The organism is Kitasatospora sp. NPDC053308 (assembly GCF_055585785.1).
In genome coordinates, this window is record NZ_JBVJJY010000003.1 from 508,696 (window position 1) to 522,499 (window position 13,804).

Genomic DNA, 13,804 nt, shown 5'->3' on the forward strand with positions numbered 1-13,804 from the left:
CCTACGGCTGGCGGCGGATCAGCGCCTCCTGGACGGCCGAGGCGACCAGTCGGCCGTCCCGGTCGTAGAACTCGCCGAGCGCCAGGCCGCGGCCGTCCGAGGAGGACGGGCTGCGCTGGGCGAACAGCAGCCACTCGTCGGCCCGGAAGGGGCGGTGGAACCACATCGCGTGGTCCAGCGAGGCCATCAGCAGGGTGGGCGGTGCGGTGCGCTGGAAGAAGTTGGGCTGCTCGTCCAGCCCGGCGGTGGAGGCCAGGGTGAGGTCGGACAGGTAGGCGAGCGCGGCGGTGTGCAGCAGCGGGTCGCCGTCGGGCAGCGGGGAGGCGGTGCGCATCCAGACGAACTGCTGGAGCAGCCCGGGGACGGACGGCGGCACGCCCGGGGCGCCCGGCGGGACGAAGCGCACGTCGAGGTCCCGGAAGCCGCCGCTCGCGGCGACCATCCGGCGGACCTCCTCGGGCGCGTGGGCGACGGCGTCGGGCAGGGACTCCGGGGCGGGCAGCGTCGGCATCTCACGGTGCCGGTCGGCGGCCGCTTCGGGGTGCTTGAGCGAGACGGAGAGCGAGAAGATCTCGTTGCGCCTCTGCACCGCCGTCACCCGGCGGGTGGTGTACGAGACGCCCTCGCGCACCCGCTCGACCACGTAGTCGATCGGCCGGGTCGGGTCGCCCGGCAGGAGGAAGTAGCCGTGCAGCGAGTGCACCGGGCGCCCGTCCTCGCAGGTGCGTCCGGCGGCGACCAGTGCCTGTGCGGCGACGTGGCCTCCGAAGGCGCGCATCGGGGCACCGGCGTGGCAGCGGCCCCGGAACGTGTTCTCGTCCAGCTGCTCCAGCCGCAGCAGCTCCGCGAAGGGGGAGGGCGCGCCGGTGGCCCGGGCGGTGCGGACGGGCGATTCGGTCAGGTCGGTCACGAGGTCATAGTGGCAGAAGCCAACCGTGTGGTGGTGTGACGTGGGTAACGCCCTCGCGGTCCGGCGGGGGTGGGGGCTTGTCCGTAGAACACGTTCCAGTTATGAGTGCCCCTGATGTCCCCGGTGTCCGGAGTGCCTGGAATATCCAGGGGTGTCCCGGGGCGTCCCCGGCGGGGGCGAACAGATTTCAGCGAACAGATTTCATCATCTGTTCGCTGAAATCTGTTCGCTGAAAGTTGTCTGCTGAAAGTTGTTCGCCGGGCCCCGTCAGCCGCACGGCCTCAGCTGAACTCCGTCACCTGCTCGCGCGGCTCACTCGCCTCCGGCGCCGTGCCCGCCGTCGGCTCCGCCCGGCCGACGACCGGCTCGATGCCGCTCGCGGCGGCGGCCACGGCCCGCCACCACAGGCGCAGCGCGGGCGGTGCCGCGGGCTCGAAGGGCTTGCCGGGGCGGGGCACCGCGAGTCGGGCGCCGAGCGCCTGCGCGGCCGCGACCACCCGCTCGGCGGGCTCGTCCCACGGGTGCAGCGCCAGGTTGAAGGTGCACCAGTGGATCGGCAGCAGCAGCTCGCCGCCCAGGTCCAGGTGCGCCCGCACGCCCTCCTCGGGCGTCATGTGCACCTCGGGCCAGAAGTCGCTGTACGCGCCGACCTGCACCATCGTCGCGTCGAAGGGGCCGAGCCGGCGGCCGATCTCGGCGAAGCCGGGGAAGTAGCCGGTGTCCCCGCTGTGGAAGATCCGGTGCCCGCCGCCGGCCACCACCCAGGACGCCCAGAGGAACAGCGCGCTGGTGCGCGGGCCGCGGCTGCAGTAGTGGCGGGCCGGGGTGGCGGTCAGGGTCAGCCCGGCGACCTCCGCCGACTCCCACCAGTCCAGCTCGACGATCCGCGAGGCGGGTACGCCCCAGTGCTCCAGGTGCGCCCCGACCCCGAGCGGCACGGCGAACACCGCGTCCGTCCCGATCAGCGCCCGGACGGTGGGCATGTCCAGGTGGTCGTAGTGGTCGTGGGAGACCACGACGACGTCCACCGGCCCGAGTTCGGACAGCGGCAGCGGCACCGGGTGCAGCCGCTTGGGGCCGGTCCAGCCGAACGGGGAGCAGCGGTCGCCCCAGACCGGGTCGAGCAGGACGCGCCGCCCGGCGATCTCGGCGAGCACGGTGGCGTGGCCCAGCCAGGTCAGCCGCAGTCCGGACTCCGGCGGTTCGGCCAGGTCGGTCGGGAGCAGCCGGTGCACCGGGACGGCGGCGGCCGGGAGTCGGCGGGTCTTGTCCCCGGACAGCTGGGCGCGGGTGATCTCCAGCGGGCTGCGCTCGTACACCAGGCGGCGGGTGGGCACCGGGTTGCGGAAGGCACCGTCGGCGAACTGCGGGGAGCGGCGGATCCGGGCCAGCCGTTCGCCGCGGGGTTCGGCGCCGAAGGCGTCGGTCCGGACCCGGTGCCAGGCGGCCCGGGGCAGCCCGGCCAGGCCGGGGACGGCGCGGTCGGCGGCGGGGCCGGCGGACGGCGGGGCGAACTGCGAGGCCAGACCGGTGAGGCGGGAGAACCACGGGGCGGGGCGGGGCACGGCTCCTCCAAGGACGGTCACGGCGACCGGGCAGGCCGGGGCGCGCACCGCAGCGGCGGGCGGGGCCGCTGCAGGACGACAACCATCTCGTCGGAGGTTACTCGCCGTGGGCCGTCCGGACCCGGTGGAGGGCCCGGCGCGGTCCAATCGGCGTACCCGGCCGGGCCCCGGCCCCACCGTGCCCCGGCCGCGCTCCGGCCGGGAGCGGCCCCGGTCGCGGCGCGGTCGGGACGGGCTCAGGCCGGAACGGGGTCAGGGCCGGAACAAGCGAGGCCGGAACGGGGTCACGCGTAGAAACGGGTGATCGTCTCGGCGACGCAGTGCGGCTTGGCGCTCCGCTCGCTGGTGATGGTGAAGCGGACCACGGCCTGGACGCCGCCCGGCACCTCGGTGGCGGAGACCAGCTCGGCGGTGGCCCGGATCGCCGTGCCCACCGGCACCGGCGCCGGGAAGCGCACCTTCTCCGAGCCGTAGTTCAGCGCCATCCGCACGCCCTCGACGGCGTAGCACTCCTTCGCCAGCACCGGGATCATCGACTGGGTGAGGTAGCCGTGCGCGATGGTGGAGCCGAACTGGCTCTCCTTGGCGCGCTCCGGGTCCACGTGGATCCACTGGTGGTCGCCGGTCGCCTCGGCGAACAGGTCGATCTGCCGCTGCTCGATGGTGTGCCACTCGCTGGTGCCCAGCTCGGTGCCGACGGCGGCGGTCAGTTCGGCGAGGGAGGCGAAGCTCGTCACGGTGCGCTCCTGGAGGGGGACGGGCCCCGGGGAGGGGTCAGGACGCCGGAAGCGTATGCCTACTGCCCGGTATCTGTCAGGAGTCATCTGTCAGGAGTCGGGGACCGGACGACCGTTCACGGCGCAGTGCGGCGCGCCCCGGGGCGCCTGCCCGCTGGGGAACAGCCGGCGTCCGCTCACCAGCTCCGGCACCAGGGCGACGAACAGCGGCTCCGGGTCGCCCACCCACGGCCGCAGCCCGGAGCGCAGCACCCGCCGCACCTGCTCGGAGTCGCGGACCAGGTCGGCCCGCCCGTGCACCAGCACGCTCCACCCGGTCCGGGTGACCGGGTCCAGCAGATCGGCCTGGAAGGCCACCACCGTGCCGTCAAGCCCGCGCGCGGTGGTACTTCCCCGGCGCACGGCGAGCACCAACCGCCCGTCCAGGACCTCGAAGGAGACCGGCAGGACGGCCGGCAGCGCGTGCTCGGTGTACACCACGCGCCCGACGGGCACGGTGCTGAGCAGCCGCAGGCACTCGGCCTCGCTCAGGGTCTCCACACGGTCCTCACGCTCCATGCGTCCGATCGTCCTCCGGTCGGCGCGCGCGTCGATAGGGCCCATGGTCCCTGAGCGCAGGGGTCGGGAGCCCCGTCGGCGTCCGCCCGGGGCGATAGCCTGCCCGGCGGCGGAACGGCGACGCGGGCCGGGGCGGCGCCGCGGGCGGTGGGCCGTCCGCGCACCACCCGGCGGGCGGATCACAGCGGCGGGCGGCGGCCCCGGGTGCGCCGGGGCCGGCCAGGAGGGGGGAGCGATGGCGGGCGGGGTCGATCTGGTGGTGGTCGGGGCGGACGGCGGGCCGGACCGCGCCTTCGGCGGTGCGGCGTTCGCGCCGGACGGTGCCCGGCTGCTCGCCGAGGTGCTGCCCGGGATGTGCTTCGACACCGGCGCGGCCGGCTGCCGGGTCACCGCGGTGGCGCCGGACGCGGACGCCAACGCGATGCTGACGGCGGTGCGGGACGCGGCCCAGCACCACGGGCGGTGGCTGGTGGTGTGCCTGGTCGGCCAGGTGGTGGCCGATCCCCGCGGGCGCCGGCTCGCGCTGGTCACCGGCGGCAGCACCCCCGACAACGCCTACCGCCGGGGCCTGGCCTGGGACTGGGTGGTCAGCGCGATGGTGCACGGGGACCAGGAGGAGGCGCTGCTGCTGGTCGACGCGGTGGCCGACCGGGACACCTGGGCCGCGCTGGAGCGCGACGGCGAGGACAGCGCCGGCGAACTGCTGAGCTACTCGCGCGTCCCGCTGTGGGGCCGGATCGGCCGGTACGCCCCGGGCAGACGTGGCCGGGACGCCGTACTGCCGGGTGGCGAGGGCTCGTTCAGCCGGGCCCTGACCACCGTCCTGCGGCAGGGCGTCCCGGGTGCCCCCGCGGCCGTCGCCCCGCTGGACCTGCAGCCCGCCGTGGCGGCGCTGACGGACGGTGGCGAGTCGGCCGGTAGTTCGGGTGCGCCGGGCGCGCGCCTGCTCGTTCCGCCGCAGGGCGGGCGCCTGTTGATGCGCAATCGAGCCGCGGTTCGGGGCGCATTGGCCGGATTGTCGCTTTCCGAAGAACTGTTGGCCGTTCTGTGGCGGGAAAGTGCCCCGACGGAACCGCCTTCCGCGTAAGGTCAGGGGGCCTGAGGTGTTGCCGTGATGGGGTGGGTTGGCGAAGAATCGATCCCCAGCGGAAAGACCGGCGGGACGGCGGAATTCTTCTGGCGGCCGTGGATCAGGGATCGGGTCGGTCGCGACGAGGTGGGGCCATGCGGCAGCGCGGAAATGTGTTGCGCCCTGGGGCGGTTGGGGTCGGTGGGGCGGTTCTGGTGTTGCTCCTCGGTGCTTGTGCGAGCGGTGGTGCCGACGGTTCCGTCGATCATCTCGGGACGGCTGCGCCCACGGTGGCGGGAGTGGCTCCGGTAACTCCTTCGAGTGGTTCGTCAAACGCCTCGATCGCGCCGACGGAGGGCCCGGAGGGCGCGCTCGGCCGGGTGGCGCTGAAGGCGTATCAGGACTGGTGGCAGGTCCAGGCCGAGCTCTTCGGGCGATCGGATTCGGACGGGTACGCGCTGGAGCAGTACTCCTCCGGGCGGGCCCTGTCCGACGCCCTCTCCGATCTCCGCCAACTCCACGACGCCAAAGTGGTGATGACCGGAACGCCGCGCAATTCTCCGGTGGTCACCTCCGTCGACGTGAAAGCCGATCCGCAAACCGCGGTGATCGAGGACTGCGTCGATCTGACCGGCTGGCACCGCGTCGACGCCGTCACCGGGGCGGCAAAGGATCCGGCCCAGCGCCTGAACAGGTATGTCGCGACCTCGTCGCTGCGAATGTTCCAAGCACATTGGCTGATCTACGAGTTCAAGCGGGAGGTGGACCGGACATGCTGAACGCGCGGAAACCGGCCCGGCGGTTCGCGGTCGTCGCGTCGCTGTCGGCCGGTGTGCTGCTGTCCTCGGCCGTGACGGCGACGGCGGACGAACCGCCGAGCGGCGGCGCCGAGCAGTGTTTCCCGAACGTGATCTGCACGGACGCCAATTCCGGCGGAAAGACCCCCGGGGGCGGCTCGACGAAGCCGGGCGGTGGGGGCGGCGGCGGCTCGGACAGCGGCCCGCAACTGTGCAGCTACCACGGTGTCCCGTGGGCCTGCTACGACCCGCAGTGGGGCTGGTTCGACAGCGGCGTCGGCTGCTACTTCCGCGAGCTGGACAACCCGCCGGCCGCGGGCGACCCGGCGTGGGAGAACCACGACCCGAAGGACGGCGCGCTCTACTCGAAGGTCTGCCCGCAGACCGGCGGCGGTCAGGACGGCGCCCAGGTCGTCTTCCTGGCCAACCCGCCCGACGGCGCGGCGACCATGCTGGACGACGCCAGGGCCGTCGAGCGGGCGAAGGAGATGCTCGTCTTCGGGAAGCCGGTGGCCCGGGTGGCTCCCGGCGGCACCGCCGTGGTCAACTCGCCGGTCTGGCTCTGGGCGGAGAACGCCGCCACGCCGGGGCCGAAGACGGCGGCGGTGCACGGCATCTCCGTCACCGTCACCCCCAAGCTGGTCGAGGCGGACTGGAGCTTCGGCAACGGCCTGTCGACCACCTGCGCGACGGCCGGGACGCCGTACGACGCCAGGTACGGCGCCGCCGCGTCCCCGGACTGCGGCTTCGTGTTCAAGGCCGCGTCCGGTCGGCAGAAGGACGGGGCGTACGCCGCCACGGTGACGATGAAGTGGCAGGTCACGGCGGTCGTCGTCGGCGGCCCGAACCCGCGGACCTTCACCATCCCGATGTCCCAGACCAGCGCGGTCTTCGCGCTCAGGGTCGCCGAGGTACAGGTCCTCAACTGACCGCGCCGAACGAGCGATCCGACCACTGACCAGCCGGCAACGTACGAGCGATACGAGGGAAGGGCGGAACCCGGTGGAGAACCGTACATCCGCGACGCCGGGATCCGGCACGGCCGCGGGCGCCGGGGCCTCCGTGGCCGTCCCGGAGCAGCAGGACCGGTCCGGCGGCCCGGGCGGGGGCCGGGGCCGCGGCCGGGCGGTGCCGCACGCGCCCGGGCGGACCATGGGCGCGCGGCGGCGGCGCCCGGCGGTGCTGGCGATGGCGGTCGCGCTGATCGCGGCCGGCGGGCTGGGCGGGGCCGTCCTCTACAACAGCACCGGCCAGCGGGTCGCGGTGCTGGCCCTCGCCCGGGACGTGCCGTGGGGTCAGGTGATCACCGAGGACGACCTGGTGGTGGCCCGGATCGCGGGGGACCCGGCGCTCCACCCGGTGTCCGCCCAGGACCGGGCGAAGGCGGTCGGCATGCGGGCCGCCACCGACCTCAAGCGCGGCGCCATGCTCACCGGCGGCGACCTCGCCCAGGGCCTGACCGTGCAGCCGGGGCAGATCGTGGTCGGCGTGTCGGCCAAGCGCAGCCAGCTGCCGGCCAGCCGGCTGCAGCCCGGCGTGCAGCTGGTCGTGGTCTACACCCCGGACAACGGGCGGGCCGACTCACTGCCCGCGACGGTGATCACCGTCGGCCGGGTGGACACCGACGGCAGCCAGGTGATCGACGTCGCGGTCGGCACCGCGGACGGCCCCCGGCTGGCGCAGTGGGTGGCGAGCGGGCGGATCCAGGTGCTGCTGGCGCCGCGCGGCGCCTCCGGCGGCGGGGCGGGCGGCGCCGCCCCCTCGCCCGCCACGCCGTCGGCCGCCACGCCGCCGGCCACGCCCTCGGCGGGCGCGCCCCCGACCGGCGCGTCCGGCGCCCCGAGTGCGACGGGGGGCGCCTGATGGCGGTGATCGCGGTGGTCGGCGGCCCGGGCGCGCCCGGCGCGACCACGACCGCGCTGGCCCTGCTGCTGGCCTGGCCGCTCCAACCGGGCCGCCGGATCCTGCTGGTCGAGGCCGACCCGGACGGCGGCGCGGTGCTCGCCGGCGCCCTGGAGGGCCGCGTCGAGGCCGTGTACGGGCTGCGCAACCTGGCCGTCGCCGACCGGCGCGGACTGCTCGCGCAGACCATCTGGGAGCAGCTGATCGACCTCTCCCCGGACGGCGAGGCCGACCGACTGCTGCTGCCCGGGCTCACCGACCCCACCCAGGCCCCTGGCCTCGCCTACACCTGGGAGCCGCTGGCCGAACTGCTGCACGGCATCGAACAGCAGGGCTACGACGTCATCGTGGACCTCGGCCGCTCCGGCGCCACCGGCGCGAGCGCGGCCCTGGCCCGCCGGGCCGACGTGGTGGCGGTGACCGTCCGGACCACTCTGCGCGGCCTGAGCTCGATCCGGCCCCGGCTCGCCGCCCTCACCGAGGACCTGGCCTCCGCCGGCACCGGCGCCGACGCGCTCGGGCTGCTGCTGGTCGCCGAAGGGCCGTACAGCCGGGCGGAGGTGGCCCGCGAACTCGGACTGCCGGTGCTCGGGGTGCTGCCGCACGCGCCCCGGACGGCGAAGGTGCTCTCCGACGGTGGCGACACCGCCGACCGCCGGTTCATCCGCTCCGAGCTGCTGCGCACGGCGCGGTCGGCGGCGGACGAGGTGCAGCTGCTGGTCCGCCGACGGCGGCAGCGGCTCGCGCCGGGAGCGGACCCGGCGGCTCGGCAGGCGGCGGGCCTGCCGGCGGCACCGGCGGCACCAGCGGCGTCGGCGGGCGGTCCCGCGGCGGGCGCCGCGGCGACGCCGGTGGTGCCGACGCCGGTGGTGCCGACCCAGCCGATGCCGGCGCCCGCGCCGACCGCGTACGCGCAGGAGCCGTACGGGCAGACCGCGTACGCGCAGGAGCCGTACGGGCAGACCGGGGCCGGGCAGGAGCCGTACGGGCAGACCGCGTACGGGCGGGTGTCGCACACCCAGCCCCCGCACGGGCGGCCCCCGCACGGGCGGCCCCCGTCCGAGCAGCCGTCGTACGGGCAGACGGCGCAGGACCGGCCGTCGTACGGGCAGGCCGGGCAGGGCCAGCCGTCCCACGGGCAGCCGCCGTTCGGCCCGGGCGCCGCCGGTCAGGCCGGATACCCGCGCTCGCCGTTCGGCCCGGTGGAGGCCGAGCCGCCGTCGTACACCCCGCCGCAGCCCGTCCCACCGGTGATCACCACCGGTCCGGTGGCGCCGCTGGCCGGGCTGGCCCCGCAGCCGGCCGCGCCGGCGCCCTTCCCGGCGCCCTTCCCGGCGCACGTGCAGTCGCCGCAGCAGCCCTTCGGAGGCGAACAGGGCGACCAGTACCCGCTGCAGGAACCGGAAGTGACGGACGGTCGGTCAGCGGTGAGCGGGCAGCATCCGCACAACCCCGGGGAGGTGCTCCGTGCGCGGTAGCCCCCTGCACCAGCGACCCGCGGCCGACCCGGCCGCACTGCCCTGGGCCACGCCGACCGCACCGGCCGCGCCGACCTCGGCGCCGCCGCCGGTGGTCGCACCCGCCGGGGGCCCGGTCGCGCCCGGCCCCCTCGGGCCCGGACCGGTCGCGCCCACCGCGGTGCCGTCCCAGCTGCCCTCGCTGGACGTGCGCGGCGCCGCCACCCGGCCGGCCGTCGACCCGCAGGTCGCCCGTGAGCTCAAGCGCCAGGTCGCCGCCGAACTGCACCAGCAGATCAGCCGGTTGACCGCCGCCTCCGGGACCGAGCCGGACCGCGCGACCCGCCGCCAGCGCGGCCGGGCGCTGATCGAGGAGTCCGTCGCCCGCTGGTCCGACGCCTACGCGCAGACCCACGGCATCCCGCCCACCCGGGAGCAGGACCGCGCCCTCGCCGAGGCCGTGTTCGACCTGCTGTTCCGGGCCGGGCGGCTCCAGCCCTACCTGGACGACCCGGAGATCGAGAACATCCTGATCAACGGCTGCGACGACGTCTGGGTCTCCAAGGTGCACCAACCCCTGCGCCAGGTGCCGCCGGTGGCCGACAGCGACGCCGAACTCGTCGAACTGCTGCAGGACCTGGCCCGCCAGCACGGCGGCGGCGAGCGCAGCCTGTCCACCGCCAGCCCGACCCTGGCGCTGCGGCTGGAGGGCGGCATGCGTCTGCAGGCGCTCACCGAGGTCACGCCCCGGCCGTACGTCGCCATCCGGCGCCACCGGGTGGCCTCGGCGACGCTGCCCGAGATGGTCGAACTCGGCACTCTGGACAGTACTTTGGCCGCCTTCCTGGCCGCCGCGATCCGGGCCCGGAAGAACGTGATGATCACCGGCACCCAGGGCGTCGGCAAGACCAGCCTGCTGCGCGCGATGGCCGCCGAGATCCCGCCGGACGAGCGGATCGGCACCCTGGAGTCGGAGTTCGAACTCTGGCTGCACACCCTCGGCCACCTGCGCCAGGTCGTCCCGATGGAGGCCCGCGAGGGCAACGGCGAACGCGTCGAGGGGCGGCTCGCCGGGGAGTTGAGCATCGGCGACCTCATCCCGGCCGCACTGCGCATGACGCTGTCCCGGATCATCGTCGGCGAGGTCCGCTCCGGCGAGGTCGTCCCGATGCTGCGGGTGATGACCAACGGCGAGGGCGGGTCGATGTGCACCCTGCACGCCCGCGGCCCGCACATGGTGGTCGACCGCATCGCCGAACTCTGCCTGGAGTACGGCTCGCACATGACCGACGCGCTGGCCTACCGGCTCACCGCCAACGCCCTGGACCTCATCGTGCACGTCGCCATGGTCGACGAGACCGCCGTCGGCGGCCGCCGGCACCGTTTCGTCTCCCACGTGCTGGAGGTCACCGGCCTCGGCGAGAGCGGCCGGCCCGCGCTGAACACCGTCTTCGGCCCGCGGCCGGACCTCGGTGAGCCGCGGGCCGTCCCGCACACCCCGCCGCAGTGCCTGGACGACCTGCGCCGGGCCGGCTTCGACGCCGGCCTGCTCGGCTCCCGGTACGGGAGTTGGGCCGCCCCGCTGCAGCTGCGGATCGGCGGTGGTGCGCGGTGATGCTGCTGTTCGCCCTGTGCGGGCTGGCGGTCGCCGGGGGCCTGGTCGCCCTGGTGGCCTGGGCCCGCGGCAGCGAGCCCGTCGACGAGGACGCCGAGGCGCGGCCCAACCCGCTGGCCGGACGCGCCCACGTGTTCTGGTACGGCGCCCCCGGGGCGGCCGCGCCGCGGATGGTCCGGCTGCGCCGGATCCAGCTGCCGCTCGCGCTCGTCGGCGGGCCGCTGGCCTGGCTGTTCACCGGCATCCCGCTGACCGCGCTGCTGGTGCCGCTGGCCGTCTTCGGCCTGCCCTGGCTGTTCGACACCACCCGCCCGGACACCCACCGGATCGAGCGGCTGGAGGCGCTGTCCGAGTGGACCCAGCGGATCGCCGACGTGCTGCTGCTCGGCGTCGGCCTCAACCAGGCCATCGTCACCAGCCGCCGCACCGCCCCCGCCGCCCTGGAGGACGAGATCGGCGAGCTCGCCGCCCGACTGCAGGCCCGCTGGCGGCCCGAGGAGGCGCTGCACGCCTTCGCCGACAGCCTGGCCGACGCCACCGCCGACAAGGTGCTCGCCGCGCTCGTGCTGCGGGCCGGGGACAGCGGGCCCGGCCTGGCCCGCACGCTGTCCGACATGGCCGACTCGGTGCGCGAGGAGGTCCGCCAGCGCCGCGCCATCGAGGCGGACCGGGCCAAGCACCGGACCACCATCCGCTGGCTGGTCGGCATCATCGTGCTGGTCGTTACGGTCGGCTCGTTCAACACCGAGTACACCCGGCCGTACGGGACCTTCCTGGGCCAGCTCGTCCTCGCCGTGGTCGCCGCCCTGTTCGTGGCGATCATCGCCTGGATGCGGGCCCTGGCCTCGCACCCGCCGGTGCCCCGGCTGCTCACCCCGGACCGGCGCAGCAGGAGCGGGCGGCGGGCGGGCGCGCGGACGCATGCGGCGCGGCCCGCCGAGCGGCTCGGGGAGGTCCGGTGATCTCCCCCTGGTCGGTGCTGGCCGGCGCCGTCGCGGCCGGCGGCCTCGCCCTGCTGGTGGCCGAACTGCGGCCCGCGCCCCCGGACCTGCGCCAGGCGCTGGACCGGCTGCACGCCGTCCCGGCCGACCGCGAACAGGATCCGGACGAGCGGCCGCGGTGGTACGACCGGATCGGTGAGCGCTCCGTCCACCTGCGCGGGGTCTCCGTCCCGCGCCGCGAACTCGCGCTGATCGGGCGCAGCCCGGCCCGGTTCATGGTGCACAAGCTGCTGTTCGCCGCGCTCGGCCTGGTGCTGCCCGCCTACCTGGGCGCGATGGCGGTGCTGATGGACATCGGCCTGCCGTTCGCCCTGCCGCTGGTCGCCGGGCCGCTGCTGGCCGGTCTGCTCTGGTTCGTCCCGGACGCCGTCGTGCGCGGCGAGGCCAAGGAGGCGCGCACCGAGTACCTGCACGGCATCGCCGCCTACCTGGAACTCGTCGCGCTGGAACGGGCCGCCGACTGCGGGCCGGCCGAGGCACTGCGCCGGGCCGCCTCGGTCGGGCAGGGCGCGGTGTTCCGGCGGATCCGCGACGCGCTGGAGCGCGCGGCCACCGACCGGCTCCCGCCGTGGGCCGGACTGGACGCGCTGGCCGAGGAGTTGGGCCTCAGCCCGCTGCAGGACGTGGCCGACATCATGCGGCTGTCCGGCACCGACGGCGCCGCCGTCTACGACACCCTGCGGGCCCGCGCCAAGGGTCTGCGCGGCGAACTGCTCGCCGAGGACCTCGCCCGCGCCAACGCCGACAGCGAGCGGATGGTCGCGCCGGGGGCGGCCCTGACCCTGCTGATGACCGTCCTGATCGTCTTCCCCGCGCTCCACCAGATGCTCAACTGACCTTCCGTCCCTACCCGTTGAAGAGCAGCCAGCACCACACCACTCCACACCACACCGCACGCCCCCCGGGAGAACCCGATGACCGTACGACTCGCCCACCTGGCCGGCCGGGCTCTGAGGCCCGTCCTGCTGCCGGTGCAGTTCGCCCTGATGCTGTTCACGCTGCGGATCGGGCGGCTGCGGGCCGCCCGCGCGCGCGGCGACCGCGGCGCCATCAGCATCGAACTCGCGCTCGCCATCATCGCGTTGGTTTTCGTCGCGGGCGCCGTGGCGACGGCGCTGTACCTGCTGAAGGACAAGGTCGTCCAGAAGGTGCAGCAGGACCCGAACATGCCGGGCGGCGGTGCCGGCGGCGCCACCAAGTGATGCGCCGTCCTCTCCGCCGCAGGGACGACCGGGGGTCGATGAGCATCAGCCTCGCCATCGTCTTCCCGGTCGTCCTGCTGCTCCTGCTGCTCGTCGTCCAGGCCTCGCTGTGGTGGTACGACCGGCAGGTCGCGCTCAGCGCCGCCCGCGAGGGCGTGGACGCCGGGCGGGTGCAGGGGAACGTGGCGGACGAGGCGAAGAACGAGGCGGCGCGTCGCCAGGCCCGGGACTTCCTCGACCGGCAGGGCGCGCACGGCTACACGGTGCGCACCGACGGCAGCACGGCCCAGACCATCCGGGTCACCGTGGAGTTGACGCCGCCGCTGCTGATACCCGGGCTCTCCGCGCCCACCATCACCCAGTTCGCCGAGGCGCCGCGCGAGCGCTTCGTCCCTCCGGTGGTGAAGCCGTGAGCCCGGGGCGGCCCGGTGCGCGCCCCGGCCCGCACCGCCGGTGGCGACCGCGGCGCCGGGACGGGGGCGGGATCGCGATCGAGGCGGCGATCGTCGTGCCGCCGGTGGTCGGGCTGGTCCTGCTGGCGATCGCCGCCGGGCGGGTGCAGACCACGGCCGGCAGCGTCGAGGCCGCCGCCCGGGCCGGCGCCCGGACCGCCTCGCTGCAGCGCAGCGTGGACGGGATGGACCAGCCGGCCAAGGACTCCGCCCTCGCCTCACTGCGCCAGCAGGGGGTGTCCTGCCGCAACGGCGACGTCCGGGTGGCCAAGGGGGAGTTGAGCCTGCCGGGCGGTCCGGTCACGACCGTCACGGTCACGGTGGTCTGCGACGTCGAGCTGGCCGACCTGCTCGGCGGGCCGTCCGGCGTGCCCGTGACGAAGCACCTCGTCGGCGAGTTCACCTCGGTGGTGGACCGCTACCGGGGCACATGACGGCGCGCGGGGCGCGGGACGGCGCGTGTCACCGGCGGGCGGAGAACGGGGGATTGGACGCGGCCCGCGCGGGGGAGACGCAAGCGGAGAGCGCTCGGGGGATGA

The 13,804-nt window shown here is 75.3% G+C and carries 15 protein-coding genes; 11 read left to right on the top strand and 4 right to left on the bottom strand.

Translation table 11 applies throughout. The features are described 5' to 3' along the window. Position 1: 1 nt before the first annotated feature. The 4 genes from ACZ6Y7_RS10190 to ACZ6Y7_RS10205 all read right to left on the bottom strand — a co-directional run bounded on the left by ACZ6Y7_RS10190 (position 2) and on the right by ACZ6Y7_RS10205 (position 3,770). Positions 2-910: an acyl-CoA thioesterase gene (locus tag ACZ6Y7_RS10190; RefSeq protein WP_465757400.1), complete on the bottom strand. Its 909-nt coding sequence runs from the start codon at positions 908-910 to the stop codon at positions 2-4. A gap of 281 nt (positions 911-1,191) precedes the next feature. Beyond that, positions 1,192-2,376 carry an MBL fold metallo-hydrolase gene (locus ACZ6Y7_RS10195; protein WP_465757511.1) on the bottom strand — a complete coding sequence of 395 codons (1,185 nt, stop codon included), beginning with the start codon at positions 2,374-2,376 and terminating at the stop codon, positions 1,192-1,194. Between the two features lie 383 nt (positions 2,377-2,759). Beyond that, positions 2,760-3,212 carry a MaoC family dehydratase gene (locus ACZ6Y7_RS10200; RefSeq protein WP_402210335.1) on the bottom strand — a complete coding sequence of 151 codons (453 nt, stop codon included), beginning with the start codon at positions 3,210-3,212 and terminating at the stop codon, positions 2,760-2,762. A 90-nt stretch (positions 3,213-3,302) separates the two neighbouring features. Then, positions 3,303-3,770 (bottom strand): pyridoxamine 5'-phosphate oxidase family protein, encoded by a 468-nt coding sequence (locus ACZ6Y7_RS10205; protein ID WP_465757401.1) that lies wholly within the window; start codon positions 3,768-3,770, stop codon positions 3,303-3,305. Between the two features lie 235 nt (positions 3,771-4,005). Between ACZ6Y7_RS10205 and ACZ6Y7_RS10210 the strand changes: the two genes are divergently transcribed. The 11 genes from ACZ6Y7_RS10210 to ACZ6Y7_RS10260 all read left to right on the top strand — a co-directional run bounded on the left by ACZ6Y7_RS10210 (position 4,006) and on the right by ACZ6Y7_RS10260 (position 13,699). After that, entirely contained in the window at positions 4,006-4,857 is an 852-nt protein-coding gene (locus tag ACZ6Y7_RS10210) for a hypothetical protein (RefSeq protein ID WP_465757402.1), read from the top strand. 137 nt (positions 4,858-4,994) lie between these two features. Then, a complete protein-coding gene (locus ACZ6Y7_RS10215) occupies positions 4,995-5,618 on the top strand; it encodes a hypothetical protein (protein WP_465757403.1) in 624 nt (207 codons plus the stop codon). Beyond that, a complete protein-coding gene (locus ACZ6Y7_RS10220; RefSeq protein ID WP_465757404.1) occupies positions 5,612-6,565 on the top strand; it encodes a hypothetical protein in 954 nt (317 codons plus the stop codon). Before ACZ6Y7_RS10215 ends, ACZ6Y7_RS10220 begins: the two co-directional genes overlap by 7 nt. Positions 6,566-6,638: 73 nt before the next feature. Beyond that, positions 6,639-7,499: an SAF domain-containing protein gene (locus ACZ6Y7_RS10225; protein WP_465757405.1), complete on the top strand. Its 861-nt coding sequence runs from the start codon at positions 6,639-6,641 to the stop codon at positions 7,497-7,499. Next, positions 7,499-9,016, top strand: a complete 1,518-nt coding sequence (locus ACZ6Y7_RS10230; RefSeq protein ID WP_465757406.1) for a CpaE-like family protein — start codon at positions 7,499-7,501, stop codon at positions 9,014-9,016. The genes ACZ6Y7_RS10225 and ACZ6Y7_RS10230 overlap by 1 nt, the downstream gene beginning before the upstream one ends. Further along, positions 9,006-10,610 carry a CpaF family protein gene (locus tag ACZ6Y7_RS10235; protein ID WP_465757407.1) on the top strand — a complete coding sequence of 535 codons (1,605 nt, stop codon included), beginning with the start codon at positions 9,006-9,008 and terminating at the stop codon, positions 10,608-10,610. Before ACZ6Y7_RS10230 ends, ACZ6Y7_RS10235 begins: the two co-directional genes overlap by 11 nt. Beyond that, positions 10,610-11,572, top strand: a complete 963-nt coding sequence (locus ACZ6Y7_RS10240) for a type II secretion system F family protein (RefSeq protein WP_465757408.1) — start codon at positions 10,610-10,612, stop codon at positions 11,570-11,572. The genes ACZ6Y7_RS10235 and ACZ6Y7_RS10240 overlap by 1 nt, the downstream gene beginning before the upstream one ends. Beyond that, the gene (locus ACZ6Y7_RS10245) at positions 11,569-12,447 is read left to right on the top strand and encodes a hypothetical protein (RefSeq protein ID WP_465757409.1); all 879 of its coding nucleotides are present in this window, start codon (positions 11,569-11,571) and stop codon (positions 12,445-12,447) included. The genes ACZ6Y7_RS10240 and ACZ6Y7_RS10245 overlap by 4 nt, the downstream gene beginning before the upstream one ends. A gap of 78 nt (positions 12,448-12,525) precedes the next feature. Continuing rightward, positions 12,526-12,813: a hypothetical protein gene (locus ACZ6Y7_RS10250; RefSeq protein WP_465757410.1), complete on the top strand. Its 288-nt coding sequence runs from the start codon at positions 12,526-12,528 to the stop codon at positions 12,811-12,813. A 38-nt stretch (positions 12,814-12,851) separates the two neighbouring features. Continuing rightward, positions 12,852-13,226: a TadE/TadG family type IV pilus assembly protein gene (locus ACZ6Y7_RS10255; RefSeq protein ID WP_465757411.1), complete on the top strand. Its 375-nt coding sequence runs from the start codon at positions 12,852-12,854 to the stop codon at positions 13,224-13,226. Then, the gene (locus ACZ6Y7_RS10260; RefSeq protein WP_465757412.1) at positions 13,223-13,699 is read left to right on the top strand and encodes a TadE/TadG family type IV pilus assembly protein; all 477 of its coding nucleotides are present in this window, start codon (positions 13,223-13,225) and stop codon (positions 13,697-13,699) included. Before ACZ6Y7_RS10255 ends, ACZ6Y7_RS10260 begins: the two co-directional genes overlap by 4 nt. Positions 13,700-13,804 lie beyond the last annotated feature (105 nt).

What these genes read in the sequence shown, in the direction of transcription:
- ACZ6Y7_RS10205 (WP_465757401.1), bottom strand. Translation starts at nt 3,770, where the DNA reads ATGGAGCGTGAGGACCGTGTGGAGACCCTGAGCGAGGCCGAGTGCCTG.
- ACZ6Y7_RS10210 (WP_465757402.1), top strand. Translation starts at nt 4,006, where the DNA reads ATGGCGGGCGGGGTCGATCTGGTGGTGGTCGGGGCGGACGGCGGGCCG.
- ACZ6Y7_RS10215 (WP_465757403.1), top strand. Translation starts at nt 4,995, where the DNA reads ATGCGGCAGCGCGGAAATGTGTTGCGCCCTGGGGCGGTTGGGGTCGGT.
- ACZ6Y7_RS10220 (WP_465757404.1), top strand. Translation starts at nt 5,612, where the DNA reads ATGCTGAACGCGCGGAAACCGGCCCGGCGGTTCGCGGTCGTCGCGTCG.
- ACZ6Y7_RS10230 (WP_465757406.1), top strand. Translation starts at nt 7,499, where the DNA reads ATGGCGGTGATCGCGGTGGTCGGCGGCCCGGGCGCGCCCGGCGCGACC.
- ACZ6Y7_RS10240 (WP_465757408.1), top strand. Translation starts at nt 10,610, where the DNA reads ATGCTGCTGTTCGCCCTGTGCGGGCTGGCGGTCGCCGGGGGCCTGGTC.
- ACZ6Y7_RS10250 (WP_465757410.1), top strand. Translation starts at nt 12,526, where the DNA reads ATGACCGTACGACTCGCCCACCTGGCCGGCCGGGCTCTGAGGCCCGTC.
- ACZ6Y7_RS10255 (WP_465757411.1), top strand. Translation starts at nt 12,852, where the DNA reads ATGAGCATCAGCCTCGCCATCGTCTTCCCGGTCGTCCTGCTGCTCCTG.